Raw genomic sequence first — 14,437 nt, 5'->3', positions numbered from 1 at the left:
AATTACTATGAATCACTAGCACTCGTCTAAGGGTAATGATATCAGATCTTTTTCTTTATGACTTGAGGCTGCTCACAAGTCATTATAGTCACACCCTAGGGTCTGTTGATCTTTGCTGTACACATATTATTCAACAATACATCGACAGCCACATTATAGTAAACGCCAGTGATACCATGCTGGCGTAATCTCTTGCTAACTTATCATATCTCTTTGATATTATTAGAAAGTGCTTAATCCTCGCCAAAGCATTCTCAACCAAATGTTGATACTTATAGAGCCGAGCTTCCGCACCGAATTTAGGAATAAATTTGCTCATATAACTCGCTGGGCACCTCAATAATCACCTGCTGCCGGTTCTGCACATCGGTAATCCTAGGGAGGCCCGAGCCAACCGTCACCTCGTGGATACCGCTAAAGCACAGAAACACCCAGCGAGCCGTTGGATTTTGGCAAGGCTTCTTTTTCATGTATGGAAAGTACCTGTCTTTCTCTTTGAATGCATGGCGGATACGGCGCTCTAATGCCGCGTAAATCATCAGGCTACACGTCAGAAACTCAGGACTTTTTAAAAATCGTAAACCATGCTCAACGCTCTGCTAAGATTTGTAAGTGTCTAACAGAGTCTGCATATCAAGTGTGCCACTGCAGTCGTTAGTCTCCAGAATGAACACTCCGGTCTGTGCTTTGGCTAATTCGACTTTTTCTAGACAGGTCACCACTCGACCCGTGAGTTGATAGGCGTAACGTGTCGGTTTTCCAACTTTTTTGGGCCAACCTTTCCGCTGAATATCGGTACAACTACGCAGAGAGTTCGTTGATGCGCACCAATTTGAGCTCTTGGCTGAGTGCCTCCAAGGCTTGTTCAGTATCGGTCTGGCAGACGAAGTGTTGTATTGAATAGCTTGATTTCTTTTTCGCTGTCCTTAAGCAGGCTTCTCTCCAGAGTATGTTGTTCGCGCTTGGTGGCTTGTTCGCTGCGTAATACCAACCATTTTTGTTCGACAACGGCATAACTCGAATCGGCCCAGTATCCATGGTATTCGTTGCTAAGCTCGGTTAGGTTTTCAGTTTTAAGAGCAATGACTTGGTGCTTCACTACCTTCAGTGTCATAGGTACGCGAGAAACAAAAAACTGGTTGATGCAAGGCAGCGATAGACTCCGCTGTATAAAGCGCGGCATCGCCAACAAAGTAGTAACTTTGCTGAGCCGCCTTCAGGCAATAGACATGGCGGCTGGCCACCTCTGCAAAGGCTTTTTGGTCATTGGTATTGCCACTAAGTGCCTGCATATAAACCAGGATCCCAGCTTGATTTTCGCAAATGAGCTCTAAGATAACCTGATTCAACGCTGGGCGATGGTCACGGCTGTAGCCTTAGACCAATTGGATCCGCTTGGTGTCTTCATCGTCCTCAAACGCATATTCACCGTCGACATGAAAGCTGGTGATGCCAATGTGCATAACGTCACTTTGCAAGCCTAACTGCTCAATGACGCGTTCAGAGATGGCTTGATACAGCAAGGACACATCAGCGCCATACAGTGTATCGAGGCAACGCCCCAATACGTCATCGTTCAGATGCTCTGGTCATATACCGGAGTCAATCAACCGATCGGTGGGTTTATCGGCGAAAACGTCGGGGAACATGTGTAAGGTACGGCTGTGAAAGCCGAGTCCGTTAAGGATCATAGCAACCAGCGATTGGCCATGCGTAACGTTATGCTCGTTATGTTTTGGGATGGTATCGATCATGTTGGCCAGCCCCAGTTCATGACACATGCCAGATACGAGCCCTGAATGGTCAAGACGCTTGATTGATAACCCTGCCGACGAAGGAGTTGGTGATGCCATTTTGTTCCGCCTAAATATGAATAATAGATCAAAATAGCGGCTCCCTATCAAGCATAATAAATTAAATTATTAGGTGCGGAATGACGGTTATTTGTTAGCAGCTCCAAATTTCAAGACGTGAGCTATTATCGGCAATCAGTTATCAACAAATTCTAATCAAGTCGTTATCATAGGTATTATCTATCAATAGGAGCTTCCTTGTGCGCTGGATATACACATTATTACTCACACTTGCCGCCCCTTTTTTACTGCTGGGGTTGTACCGACAACGACCTGGTAAACCGGCGGTCGGCGCTCGGTGGCGTGAGCACTTTGGCTGCACGCCCAACGTCGAAGGGTCGCCTATTTGGCTGCATGCGGTGTCTGTCGGGGAAGTGCTGGCGGCGAAGCCGGTGATTACCGTGTTGCAACAAGCTTATCCTGACATCCCACTGCTTGTTACGACGACGACCCCAACAGGTGCAGAGCAAGCGGAAAAGATTGAGGGGATCATCCATCGTTATATGCCGATCGATTTTCCGTTTGCGATTCGTGGCTTTTTACGTGCAGTCTCTCCGAGGCTATGCGTGATCATGGAGACCGAACTTTGGCCCAACACCCTGTATAACGTTCACCAAGCGGGTGTGCCGATTGTAGTGATCAATGCACGCTTGTCCGAAAAAGCATGCCTGCGTTATCAAAAGATTGCGCCACTTTTTAAGGCCATGAGCAAAGACATCGACTTGATCGTCTGTCAGCATCAAAATGATCAAGCGCGCTTTGTAAGCCTCGGTGTCGAGAAAAACAAACTCGCGGTAGTTGGCTCGGTGAAATTTGATATTAAAACTGTGGCTCCCGATTTAGGCGCAGCGCTTCGCCAAGCTCGTGGCGAACGCCCTTGTTGGATCGCTGCTAGTACGCATGCCGGGGAAGACGCTACCATGTTAGCCGCCCACAGTATTGTGCTACGTGACTATCCCGATGCTTTACTCATTGTGGTCCCTCGTCACCCTGAGCGCTTTGATGACGTGGCGCAACAAGTCGCCGCTCAGGGCCTAAGTATACAAAGACACACCCAGGGAGAGCCCCTTGCCGCGAGTACTCAGGTGTACTTGGGCGATACCATGGGTGAAATGATGATGTATCTCGCCAGTACTGATGTGGTTGTCATGGCGGGCAGTTTTTTAGGTGCGAGAGTGGGTGGGCATAATTTGTTGGAACCCGCTGCTTTAGGTAGGCCGCTTCTGACGGGCCCAAGCTATTACAACTTCCAGGTTATCGGCGATGCCTTGATTGATGCTGGCGCCCTACAGGTGTGTAACGATAGCCAAGACTTGGCAGCCAAAGTCGGTGCTTTTTTCAGTGCTCCTTCACTTGCCACTCAGGCAGGTAAAGCAGGTTTAGCGGTGGTCGAACAAAATCGTGGCGCTGTAGAGCGAACACTACAAGCGCTCGCTCCCTGGCTAAACCGCTAGTATTGCCCACTACTTACGAATATGGTTATAGCCTTTTAATACGGCAGCCCAGTCTTCGGGCTGCCAGCGAATTTGCCGCTTCTCTTTTTCCTTTTTAAACGAGCGATGCAAACGTGCAAGATTATCTTCTTTCCACTGCTCACCATCACGCTGTTGGCACTTATCAAAGTCAATTAGCCACAGCTTGCCTTTCCTATCACGCAGGATATTGTGGATATTTAGATCTGAGTGGCACACCCCAGCGTCATGTAAACGACGCACTAAGCGACCAATCGCGCGATAATCGTGAGCCAGCAAGCTGTTTTCGCTCAGCACCGCCACTAGGTCGCGCGCACCTGGGATTTTTTCCACCAAAATATCCGCACGATACGTGCGCCCTGTTTTGACCGCGCGCGCCGCGACAGGACGAGGAACGGGCATTTTTTTCTCGCAAAGATAAGCCAGTAAGTTAAATTCTGCGCCACAACGAGTAGCTTCCCACCCTTGAAACCAATACTGATCTTTTACTAGCTTACCAAACAGACCACCCCGATAATAATGACGCAACGCCATCTCCATTTTGGGTCCACGAAGAAAAAACGTGGTACCACGCCCTTTGGCTGAGCCGGTGACCGCCGCTTGCTGGTGCCAGAAATGAATATCAAAATACTGACGAGGGTCGCCCTCCACTAAAGTAGGGTCATACCAAATACACTCGTTTTCGCGTTGTTCTACTTCTATACTCACGGTTTTTCCTGTTTGCGCACGGACGCTGGCGCACATCAGTGTACCTTGCTCGTCAATAGATTCACAGGCGAGGCATCACGGGACCGCAAGAACAATGCGTGATGGACAAGGATTTGATAACCTCTTCCCAGATCAACGTTTTTAAGGATAAGCCAGTGACGCAGAAACAACATACACGGGTGATTTACCCAGGGACCTTTGATCCGATAACCAACGGTCACCTGGATCTGATTGAGCGCGCGGCGCGAATGTTTGACGATGTGATCGTGGGCATTGCCGCCAGCCCGAGCAAAAAGCCCCTTTTCGATTTGGATGAACGGGTAGCCCTCACTCAAACCGTAACCGCCCACTTATCCAATGTCTCAGTGGTCGGATTCTCAGGATTACTGGTCAACTTTGCCAAACAGTACCAAGCCAACATTTTGGTACGTGGTTTACGTGCTGTGTCAGACTTTGAGTATGAGTTTCAGCTCGCCAATATGAATCGGCGTTTAATGCCCGAGCTAGAGAGTGTCTTTTTAACTCCATCAGAAGAACACTCTTTTATCTCCTCCACCTTGGTCAAAGAGGTCGCATTACACGGCGGTGATACCAGTGAGTTTGTCGATCCTAGTGTACTCACCACACTACAAGAGAAGTTACAGGTTAAATAATCGTCATAAAGGTTGGCATTGCGGGCAAAATACCGTTGCCCGCTGTCCAATCACGATACGCTCAAGCACAGAGTCACAGGCCGGGCAAGGCTGACCCGATTTGCCATACACACGCAGTGCTTGGGCAAAATAGCCGGCTTTTCCATCCGCTTGCGTAAAATCTTTCAGCGTGGTTCCCCCTTGGGTGATCGCGGCAGCGAGAACGGTTTTAATCTCGTTCACTAAGCACGCTGCCTCCGTCGCCGTAAGGCTACCTGCAGGACGTTTGGGATGAATGCCTGCACAGAATAGTGATTCGTTGGCATAAATATTCCCGACCCCGACCACAACAGCGTTATCCATGATAAAACTCTTCATCGCCATTTTTTTCCCTGCCGCTTTGGCTAGCAGGTACTCCGGCTCGAAAGCATCAGTTAATGGCTCAGGGCCTAGTTTGCCTAAAACAGCATGGGGCGTTTCACCGTCTTGCCATAGCCAGGCGCCAAAGCGGCGTGGATCATGATAACGCAGCAAGCGCCCATTACTGAGTGTTACATCGACATGATCGTGCTTCTCAGGGGCCAGAGACGTCGGTAGCACCCGCAAACTGCCTGACATACCCAAGTGGATAATCGCCGCCCCGACATCGGTCTCTAACAACAAGTACTTGGCCCGACGGGTAACCCGGCGGATAACCTGTCCTTTTAGTTGTTGTAGCGCATCGGGAATGGGCCAACGTAACTTCGGCTGGCGAATGGTAATATCGGTCACCGTTTGCCCTTCGACATACGGTATGATGCCTAAACGGCTCACTTCTACTTCCGGTAATTCTGGCATGGAGATGGCTCTGGATTATCACGATTTAGTTAGCGGGAAAAGATACCGACGATCAACAGACACTGCCAGCCATTGGCCTTGCTCATTTTGCATTAACCAATACTGAGGCTGCTGATAGTAGGTAATGCGGATCGGCTCTTGATCTGGACTACGAGTCAACTCAAGCGTACGGGGAGTGGCCAGTTGTGGACGCAGTGACTGCAAGGTTGCTTCATCAACGTGGGTGCCCGTCAATCCTAGCCACCGCTGGGCAAGCTCTGTTGGCTGATCACCAACGGCTTATCCGTCTGCCAGCCATCCAAGGTGCGGGTGAGTGTTAAATGGGCAAAGCGCAGTGATAATACCTCACTGCGTGAGTCCACCAGCGCAATCACGCCCTCAGGCATGGCATTTGATTGGCGCTGATGACGTAAATAATCAGGCAACAACATTAAGCCAAAAAAAATCACGACTGAAAAAATCAGGATGTTGTTCCACGTCTGCCGTTTTAGCTTCATGTTGACTCATCCAAGGCCGTTATACGCATTTATTGCAGTATATACCCAAACACTGACGGATTTTAGTTATAAAAAAACCCAGCCGAAGCTGGGTCTTTTATCAAAGCATCGATCAAATTACTTGATTTTAGCTTCTTTATACATAACGTGCTTGCGAACTACAGGATCAAATTTCTTGATCTCGAATTTGCTAGGCATGTTACGTTTGTTCTTGTCTGTGGTGTAGAAGTGACCAGTACCCGCTGAGGATACTAGACGAATCTTCTCACGAACGCCGCTTTTAGCCATTCTCTAATTCCTCTTATACTTTCTCACCGCGGGCACGCATATCTGTCAATACAGACTCGATGCCTTTTTTGTCGATGATGCGCATACCCTTAGTGGACAGGCGCAATTTAACGAAGCGTTTTTCGCCTTCTACCCAGAAACGATGAGTTTGCAGGTTCGGCAGAAAACGACGCTTGGTGGCGTTCTTAGCGTGAGAGCGGTTGTTACCAACTACAGGACGCTTGCCAGTTACTTGGCATACTCGTGACATGAAAGTCTCTCCAAAATCGTTTCGGCTCGATATCAACCTTGTCCGCCAGTCCTGCAACGTTAAGGTCAGGTCGAAGGTCAAGGCTATCAAAGGTGGCGCATTATACTAACTGAATTCAGATTGCTCAAGTCCCGAGCAGATCCTTTTACACGCTTTTTGATCGTTTTTTTCGCCAAAGGCGATCTTTAGGGGGATAACAACCAACCTCTTTCGGCGAACGATACCACATCTCCATCCCCTACCACCAGGTGATCAAGCACTCGCACATCCACTAATGACAAGGCATTGGCGATTTTATCGGTGATATGTCTATCGGCTTGGCTCGGCTCGGCCACCCCAGAAGGATGATTATGCGCCAAAATTAACGCCGCCGCGTGCAGCTCCAACGCGCGACGAACAATTTCTCTCGGATAGACACTCGCCGCGTTATGGGTGCCCTCAAACAGTTGCTCATCGGCGATCACTCGGTGTTGGTTATCGAGAAATAACACGTAAAACGCTTCACGTGGCCGGTCGCGCAGTAACGTCGAGAGATAACGACGGGTATGATCGGGGCTAGTCAAGGCATCGGTTTTACTTAACGTCTCTTTTAAATAACGACGGCTGAGTTCGAGCACCGCTTGCAGTTGCGCGTATTTCGCACTGCCTAACCCCTTACGCTGGCAGAACGCCGCTTGATCGGCGCCCATCAGCGCGCGCAACGAACCAAAGTCCGTTAATAAGTGATCAGCCAGCGCAACCGCACTCATGCCTGTCACACCGGTACGTAAAAATATCGCCAATAACTCAGCATCCGATAAACTGTCCGCCCCACGTGCTAATAAGCGCTCTCTCGGCCGACAAGCTAAAGGCAAGGTTTTTAAGCTCATTATTATCCCTCTTTAACGTTGTCGCCAATTAAGACACGCACGTGACTTCGCACAATTCTTTTCGAACGGAACTGCGGCTCGTTCGCGATTTTCCTTTGGTAAGCAATCAAGAGTTTCAATCCCGCTCCGCTTCGATCGCATTCTACTGGGCTCACATCCCACGCGGTTTCCTTTGCGCTAACACACTTTTCGCGCGTCGGATTATGGTATGGTTTTGCCATTCACGTACCAACACACAGAGCATTATGGCCAATTCTTCAACGCAGCTAGCCCAAACGCTGGCAGGCAAGCGTATTCTGCTTGGCATGGGCGGCGGCATTGCCGCGTATAAATGTGCCGATTTAACCCGTCGTCTGATTGAGCGTGGGGCGAGCGTAAAGATTGTGATGACACACGCAGCAAAAGAATTTATTACGCCACTGACCATGCAAGCTGTCTCTGGGCACCCAGTATCGGACAGTTTGCTCGATCCGGCGGCCGAAGCTTCCATGGGGCATATTGAGTTAGCCAAATGGGCTGATTTAATTGTGATCGCCCCCGCCACCGCCGATTTAATCGCCCGTATTCACGCGGGGATGGGCAATGATTTGCTCACTACCGTGTGTCTGGCCACCGACGCACCGATAGCCATTGCTCCGGCCATGAACCAGCAAATGTATCGCGCATCGGTAACCCAAGCGAATATACAGGCGCTACGCGAGCGAGGCTGTCTCATTTGGGGGCCAGATAGCGGTGCGCAAGCCTGTGGCGATGTGGGCCCTGGCCGTATGTTGGAACCCATGGCCTTAGTGACAGAGTGTGAACATTGGAGTGGCCCCAAACCGCTTTCTGGCAAGCGAGTGATGATAACCGCCGGGCCCACACGCGAAGCTCTGGATCCGGTGCGCTATTTGTCGAATCACAGCTCTGGAAAAATGGGCTATGCCTTGGCCGAAGCCGCAGCCAGTTTGGGTGCCGAAGTCACCTTGGTTTCCGGTCCCGTTACATTAAGCACACCTGCCAGTGTTACACGCATTGATGTAACCAGTGCCCAGCAGATGCATGATGCCGTGCATGCCACCATTGGTCAGCAAGACATTTTTATTGGCTGTGCCGCAGTGGCCGACTATCGTCCTCAAGCGGTAGCCGAGCAAAAGCTGAAAAAGCAGGCTGATAACGATGCGATGACGATCACCATGGTGAAAAACCCCGATATTATTGCTTCGGTAGCGGGCTTAACGAAACATCGTCCATTTACGGTCGGTTTTGCCGCTGAAACCCAAAATGTGGCTACCTATGCGCGCGACAAACTCGCCCGTAAAAAGCTCGATATGATTTGCGCTAATGATGTGTCTGACGCCGATCAAGGCTTTAACAGTGATCGTAACGCCCTGCATCTATTCTGGGCTGACGGTGAAAAAGCCCTTCCCCTTGCGGATAAATGGGCGCTAGCACAGAGCGTCATGGCACACATCCACGCGCGCTACTTGCAGCAATCGATGAAACAATAAGAGAAAAGCCCGACACACCGGAGACCTTAGCGCCGGCGCGAAACACAAGTTCAAAAGCGTGCGCCATGGCCACGCTTTTTGCTTTTAATACAGAGACCTCGTCGCTAAGATAACAACAAAGCGTCACATTCGGCGGCACCTCTCCATGATGCCTCTTTTTAAACGTCGCCAGTGTGATAGATAAAAAAGACAAAGGAATCGCATCCATGGCAGCCCCAAAAAAAGGATGAATCGCCGCGAAGAGATCCTCCAAGCGCTCGCGCAGATGCTGGAGTCGACTCAAGGCAGCCAACGCATCACTACCGCTAAGCTCGCCGAGCAGGTCGGGGTATCAGAGGCCGCGCTTTATCGTCACTTTCCCAGCAAAGCACGCATGTTCGAGGGCTTGATTGAATTTATCGAAGACTCGCTTCTATCGCGCATCAATATGATTATTGAAGAAGAAAAAGACACCCTCGTGCGTCTCAAACTGATTTTGCAATTGCTATTGGTGTTTGGCGAGCGTAATCCGGGGCTGACACGGATCATGACCGGCCATGCGCTAATGTTTGAGCAAGACAGGCTACAAGCGCGTATCAACCAGCTTTTCGAGCGTATTGAAGCACAGCTCAAACAAGTCCTGCGTGAGCGTCGTTTACGCGAAGGCAAAGGGTTCCCGCTCGATGAAGCGGTGCTCGCTAGTCAGTTGATTAGCCAAGTGGAAGGCGGTTTTTGTCGCTACGTACGCTCATCCTTTAAGCAGCTGCCGACCGCCAACTTCGAGCAATACTGGCAACTGCTGACCAATCAACTGCAATAGAGAGAAGGCGCGAGACTCCGCGCCTTTCACCTAGATACCGTAGCTCGCTTGATAGTTTTTGACCGCCGCCAGTTGTGCCGGGTCGGCTTGGCTTGCTTCCAAATAGGTGACCAGATCAGACAAGTTGATGATCGACACCACCTGGCAACCAAAATCACGTTCCACTTCTTGAATCGCCGACAGCTCACCTTGGCCGCGTTCCTGACGGTCAATCGCCACCAACACGCCCGCTAACTGCGCGCCTTGCGCTTGGATCAATGACATCGACTCGCGAATCGCCGTGCCCGCAGTGATCACATCGTCTACCAACATCACCCGTCCACTTAGCGCGCTCCCCACTAAGTTGCCGCCTTCTCCATGGTCTTTGGCCTCTTTACGGTTAAAGCAATATGGCGTATCCACATCATGATGCGATGCGAGTGCCACTGCGGTGGTGGTCGCTATCGGGATCCCCTTGTAAGCAGGGCCGAACAACACATCATAATCAATCCCTGCATCCATCAACGCCGCGGCATAAAACTCACCCAATTTTGCCAAATCACGCCCAGTATTAAACAACCCCGCATTAAAAAAGTACGGACTCTTACGCCCTGATTTAAGGGTAAACTCACCAAACTTCAAAACCTGACGCTCTAGGGCAAACTCAATAAACTGGCGCTGATAGGCTTTCATGCAATCCTCTCTTGCTGTTGTTCTTATCGGGCGTTCGCAACATGCGCACCCATGTCAGATTGATAGACAAAAAAATAGCCCCCAACGTGGGAGCTACTCATTCTATTATTCGGCGAGTGCCGATTTTTGCGCGACGACAATGTCATCAATGCCCTTACTTGCTAAGGCAAGCATGGCGTTTAACTCATCGGGCGTAAACGGTTCAGCTTCTGCCGTGCCTTGCACCTCAATCATGCGACCATCTTCGAGCATCACCACATTCATGTCGGTATCTGCCGCTGAATCTTCAACATACTCAAGATCACAAATCGGCGTTTGCTGATAAATGCCCACCGATACCGCCGCCACATGGCCACGCATCGGGTTAGCCGCAAGCTTGCCATCACGCACTAACGCGTTAAGTGCGTCCGCCAGTGCCACACTCGCTCCTGAAATAGACGCCGTACGTGTGCCACCGTCGGCTTCAATCACGTCACAGTCAACGGTAATGGTGCGCTCACCCAGTGCTTTTAAATCCACCGCAGCGCGCAGGCTACGGCCAATTAAACGCTGGATTTCTACCGTGCGACCACCTTGTTTACCGGTTGAGGCTTCACGACGGTTACGGGTATGGGTCGCACGTGGCAACATGCCATACTCGGCAGTCACCCAACCTTGTCCCTTCCCTTTTAGAAAGCGCGGCACGCCCTCTTCGATCGTGGCATTACAGATCACCTTGGTATCACCAAAGCATACCAACACAGAGCCTTCTGCGTGGGCCGTAAAACCGCGGGTAAAGCTAACGGGACGAATTTGGTCGAGTGCTCTTCCACTTGGGCGCATGCAAGTTACCTTATTGACTGAGAGAATGTGGCGCGATTATACGTGTTTATCCGCTCGCTTGCGATCCCTGTCCGCCCGTCACACCAAGACAGCTGACGCCAAGCACGCAGACGCGTATAATCTTTGCCATTCACCTTCAGCACATAAGAGCAGGTACACATGATCCACAGTATGACCGCCTACGCCCGACAAGAACTCAAGGGCGATTGGGGCAACGCGGTTTGGGAAATCCGCTCCGTTAACCAGCGCTATCTCGAAACCTACATTCGCATGCCCGAGCAGCTACGTAGCCTTGAGCCTGTGGTACGTGAGCGTTTTCGCAAGCGCCTCGCCCGCGGTAAAGTGGAATGTAACCTGCGTTTTGATTCATCCCAAGCTAACCAAGATAAGCTCACCATCAATGAAGACCTAGCTAAACAAGTGATTGATGCAGCGACATGGGTGAAAGACACCGCAGGCGAAGGCAACATCAACCCGTTCCAGGTCTTAAACTGGCCCGGTGTGATGGAAGCGCCGGAGCAAGATACCGACGAGCTGCATCGCGCCTTATTAGCTGGTCTTAATGACGCACTTGATGCCTTTGTTGCCGCCCGTGCTAGCGAAGGCGACAACATGAAAGCCCTGATTGAGCAGCGACTTGATGCCATTAGCGCCGAAGTGATCAAAGTGCGCGAGAAAATGCCCACCGTGATTGAATGGCAGCGTGAGCGTTTAACCACGCGTTTTGAAGAAGCCAAAGTAGAGCTCGACCCGGCCCGCGTTGAGCAAGAAATGGTGATGCTGGCGCAAAAAGTCGACGTCGCAGAAGAGCTTGACCGCTTGGACTCACACGTTTCAGAAGCGCGTAAAGTCTTGAAAAAAGGCGGTGCTTGCGGCCGACGCTTGGACTTTATGATGCAAGAGTTCAACCGCGAAGCCAACACCCTCGCCTCCAAATCGATAAGCACCGAGATCACCGCCTCCGGCGTCGAGCTCAAAGTGCTTATCGAGCAAATGCGCGAGCAGATCCAGAATATTGAGTAATCACTAAATAATCGTTTAAGTGTGATACAGCTAGAGCCCATTTTAAGAATGGGCTTTGTTGTTTCTTGAGATCTGCCATGGTCGCTACGAGTAACATCTCTAGTACGGCTACTTGTCTTTTTTAAGCGCAGCCTTGAGCGCAGCAATGTTGACCTTTTCGCCCTCAGCCTCTTTTAAACGACGGCGTTGTTCTGCGAAATGTTCAAACTCCAATTTCGCCTTATCATCGGCTGCTTTTTTGGATATTTTTCCAGCGCCGCTTAGAATCTCTCGGTCGTTAAAACTTAAGAACTGATCAAGTTTATCCGCCCAATCTTGCAAGAAAACCTGTTTTCGGCGAAGAGCTTGGTCTTCAGCAAAGTCAAGCCACATATTAACAATACGATTCAGCTCCTTGATTTCGTTCTCACGCAGATAGTTTTTGGCAACGGTCACGTCTGTCCTACGTACTTCGTCACCTTTGTAACTGGTTAACCCCATGTCTGGTTTACTGGCATCCACACGGCTAGCGATAAGCTCAGCAGCGGTCATATGCGTACAAGCATAATGCAGTTTATTCTGAATGATTTGAAAAAAACGATTAGTCTCCTGATTGGATGGCTCATAGTCCGCCGCCATTGTGAAGATCTCTTTCACCCTCAGATAAACTCGTCGTTCGCTGGCTCTAATGTCACGAATGCGTTCCAGCATCTCATCAAAATAGTCTGGAACAGCAGACGGCCCAACAGGCGGATTTTTTAGGCGCTCGTCATCCATTACGAAGCTTTAATGAGGTATTCTTGGAGCGTTTGCGTAGCCCATTGGCGAAATTGAGTACCACGTTGTGAGCGAACTCGATAGCCCACCGCGATAACTAAGGCCAGGCTGAAATATTGTACATTGTATGATTTCCCGTCCGAGGCAGTTGTTCGGTATAACCGAACAACTGCATTTTCATCCAATTCACCTTCAGTAAAGATATTTTTTATATGCTCACTGATAGTTGCTTTGGCTTTCCCGTACAACTCACCAATCATGGCTTGAGATAACCACAATGTATCGGATTCAAAACGGCACTCAACACGAGTTTGACCGTCTGCACTAGTGAAGAGAACAAACTCTCCTTGTGGAGCTTGAGGGATATGTTCTGTCATCCATTCCACCTTCTGCATAATTGATAGAACACGCTTACTCACACCATTGCTTCTTTGTAGACTTCATCGACCTCGGCAAACTTATTGACGCTCTACAGGCGAGTTAACGCATTGATTTTATATAATTGTTGATTGGACAATGTGGCACATCACCCCCCCAATATTACTGTCATCTCGACTAGCCTACCGCCAATTTCGCCGCTTGCTGCCACATAAAGTTTGGCATCGGGGTGACCAGCTCCCACGTAATATCCATCGGCTGAGATCCGGTGTGCGAGATATAATTCACTTCGCCAAAGTTCACAAACCCCATGGTACGCCCGTATTCATCCTTGGTTTGCTCACGCGAGTATCGAGCATGAAGCCGCAATGGCACATCAGACAAATCGTCCATCCGCGACTGCTCATGCTTAGTTTGTGACAGTTTCCAGTCCAACACGTCCATTAATTCTGCTTTGATGCCCAGCCGCCTTAACGCGGCAAAGCTTTGCGCCATTGATGAAAAACCAAGAGCTAGGCCTGTTTGTTGCCAAACATCATAATGACACATCAGTCGATGCCGTTCGCTACCCGTATCAGGCGCAAAGTCTGTTTGGCAAAGCTGCTGTAAAAACAGTAGATACGCATGATCATCAGTGGTTAAAATCCGCTGAAAAACCGCTTTCTTGATTGTTTTAAGTGCACTTTCATCAACAGGGGAATCATTGGCCTTTAGCTCTGCTTTGAGCATCAGTTCTGACCAACTGCCTCGCTTGTAAAGTTCGTTCAAGTCAATATGCGGATACAAGGTTAGGAAGTTCGCTAGCGTCAGCGGCAGGTGGGTGTGCTGAGGATATTGCTGAACCATTGCCACTAAGCGCCTTAGCGTTAGCGACGCTTTGCGGATGTTATCCAATACCATTTCTTGGGTGCGCTTAGTAAGCTCAATGCGACAGCCCAAAGGTGCATGGGGGAAGCCTTGTTCAATCTCACGGTTAATCGCTCGAGCGCTCTTACCCACCAGCGCCCGAAACTTGTTTGCAAATGTCAATACTCGGGACGCGAATGACCGACGAAGTCCAGTACGGTGCAGCACTCCTTGTCCTCGGCTAA

At 50.0% G+C, this 14,437-nt stretch carries 14 protein-coding genes and 5 pseudogenes; 5 read left to right on the top strand and 14 right to left on the bottom strand.

Features of this window, described 5'->3' with window-relative positions:
- Positions 1–130: 130 nt before the first annotated feature.
- Together DZ54_RS20465 and DZ54_RS20460 are read right to left on the bottom strand one after the other, a co-directional pair.
- Positions 131–280: pseudogene (locus DZ54_RS20465) on the bottom strand (IS5/IS1182 family transposase); the annotation flags it as partial.
- A gap of 19 nt (positions 281–299) precedes the next feature.
- Positions 300–1,853 (bottom strand): annotated as a pseudogene (locus DZ54_RS20460) (IS1634 family transposase).
- 200 nt (positions 1,854–2,053) lie between these two features.
- Between DZ54_RS20460 and waaA the strand changes: the two are divergent.
- Positions 2,054–3,307 carry a lipid IV(A) 3-deoxy-D-manno-octulosonic acid transferase gene (gene waaA / locus DZ54_RS0109165; protein ID WP_025673850.1) on the top strand — a complete coding sequence of 418 codons (1,254 nt, stop codon included), beginning with the start codon at positions 2,054–2,056 and terminating at the stop codon, positions 3,305–3,307.
- Between the two features lie 9 nt (positions 3,308–3,316).
- On the opposite strand, the gene DZ54_RS0109160 is transcribed toward waaA, so the two are convergent.
- Positions 3,317–4,027: a 3-deoxy-D-manno-octulosonic acid kinase gene (locus tag DZ54_RS0109160; protein WP_025673849.1), complete on the bottom strand. Its 711-nt coding sequence runs from the start codon at positions 4,025–4,027 to the stop codon at positions 3,317–3,319.
- A 119-nt stretch (positions 4,028–4,146) separates the two neighbouring features.
- Here DZ54_RS0109160 and coaD point away from each other — a divergent pair, with 119 nt between their 5' ends.
- Entirely contained in the window at positions 4,147–4,686 is a 540-nt protein-coding gene (coaD, locus tag DZ54_RS0109155; protein WP_420804849.1) for a pantetheine-phosphate adenylyltransferase, read from the top strand.
- Between the two features lie 3 nt (positions 4,687–4,689).
- Here the strand turns inward: coaD and mutM are convergent, their stop codons facing one another.
- The 6 genes from mutM to radC form a co-directional block, all read right to left on the bottom strand.
- Entirely contained in the window at positions 4,690–5,502 is an 813-nt protein-coding gene (mutM, locus tag DZ54_RS0109150) for a bifunctional DNA-formamidopyrimidine glycosylase/DNA-(apurinic or apyrimidinic site) lyase (RefSeq protein WP_025673847.1), read from the bottom strand.
- 18 nt (positions 5,503–5,520) lie between these two features.
- A complete protein-coding gene (locus DZ54_RS24810) occupies positions 5,521–5,736 on the bottom strand; it encodes a hypothetical protein (RefSeq protein WP_051415982.1) in 216 nt (71 codons plus the stop codon).
- 2 nt (positions 5,737–5,738) lie between these two features.
- Entirely contained in the window at positions 5,739–5,999 is a 261-nt protein-coding gene (locus DZ54_RS24805; RefSeq protein WP_051415981.1) for a hypothetical protein, read from the bottom strand.
- Positions 6,000–6,116: 117 nt separating this feature from the next.
- The gene (rpmG, locus tag DZ54_RS0109140; protein ID WP_025673846.1) at positions 6,117–6,287 is read right to left on the bottom strand and encodes a 50S ribosomal protein L33; all 171 of its coding nucleotides are present in this window, start codon (positions 6,285–6,287) and stop codon (positions 6,117–6,119) included.
- A gap of 13 nt (positions 6,288–6,300) precedes the next feature.
- Positions 6,301–6,537, bottom strand: a complete 237-nt coding sequence (gene rpmB / locus DZ54_RS0109135) for a 50S ribosomal protein L28 (protein WP_025673845.1) — start codon at positions 6,535–6,537, stop codon at positions 6,301–6,303.
- Between the two features lie 185 nt (positions 6,538–6,722).
- Positions 6,723–7,406 (bottom strand): RadC family protein, encoded by a 684-nt coding sequence (gene radC, locus DZ54_RS0109130; RefSeq protein ID WP_025673844.1) that lies wholly within the window; start codon positions 7,404–7,406, stop codon positions 6,723–6,725.
- Between the two features lie 245 nt (positions 7,407–7,651).
- Between radC and coaBC the strand changes: the two genes are divergently transcribed.
- Together coaBC and slmA are read left to right on the top strand one after the other, a co-directional pair.
- Positions 7,652–8,896, top strand: coding sequence for a bifunctional phosphopantothenoylcysteine decarboxylase/phosphopantothenate--cysteine ligase CoaBC (gene coaBC / locus DZ54_RS0109125; RefSeq protein WP_037354069.1), 1,245 nt, complete (start codon positions 7,652–7,654; stop codon positions 8,894–8,896).
- 226 nt (positions 8,897–9,122) lie between these two features.
- The gene (gene slmA, locus DZ54_RS0109120; RefSeq protein ID WP_025673842.1) at positions 9,123–9,695 is read left to right on the top strand and encodes a nucleoid occlusion factor SlmA; all 573 of its coding nucleotides are present in this window, start codon (positions 9,123–9,125) and stop codon (positions 9,693–9,695) included.
- A gap of 30 nt (positions 9,696–9,725) precedes the next feature.
- Here the strand turns inward: slmA and pyrE are convergent, their stop codons facing one another.
- Entirely contained in the window at positions 9,726–10,367 is a 642-nt protein-coding gene (gene pyrE / locus DZ54_RS0109115; RefSeq protein ID WP_025673841.1) for an orotate phosphoribosyltransferase, read from the bottom strand.
- 105 nt (positions 10,368–10,472) lie between these two features.
- Complete coding sequence (gene rph, locus DZ54_RS0109110) at positions 10,473–11,189, bottom strand: ribonuclease PH (protein ID WP_025673840.1); 717 nt, start codon at positions 11,187–11,189, stop codon at positions 10,473–10,475.
- 159 nt (positions 11,190–11,348) lie between these two features.
- Here rph and DZ54_RS0109105 point away from each other — a divergent pair, with 159 nt between their 5' ends.
- Positions 11,349–12,212, top strand: a complete 864-nt coding sequence (locus tag DZ54_RS0109105; protein ID WP_025673839.1) for a YicC/YloC family endoribonuclease — start codon at positions 11,349–11,351, stop codon at positions 12,210–12,212.
- Positions 12,213–12,320: 108 nt separating this feature from the next.
- Here the strand turns inward: DZ54_RS0109105 and DZ54_RS20445 are convergent.
- The 3 pseudogenes from DZ54_RS20445 to DZ54_RS24800 form a co-directional block, all read right to left on the bottom strand.
- Positions 12,321–13,228: pseudogene (locus tag DZ54_RS20445) on the bottom strand (virulence RhuM family protein).
- Positions 13,207–13,345, bottom strand: a pseudogene (locus tag DZ54_RS27430) (hydroxyacid dehydrogenase); the annotation flags it as partial. The pseudogenes DZ54_RS20445 and DZ54_RS27430, both read right to left, overlap by 22 nt.
- Before the next feature lie 178 nt (positions 13,346–13,523).
- Positions 13,524–14,437: pseudogene (locus DZ54_RS24800) on the bottom strand (DUF3427 domain-containing protein); the annotation flags it as partial.

Source organism: Salinivibrio socompensis S35 (assembly GCF_000513715.1).
Lineage (GTDB): Bacteria > Pseudomonadota > Gammaproteobacteria > Enterobacterales > Vibrionaceae > Salinivibrio > Salinivibrio socompensis.
This window is presented reverse-complemented; position numbering and strand designations above follow the sequence as displayed.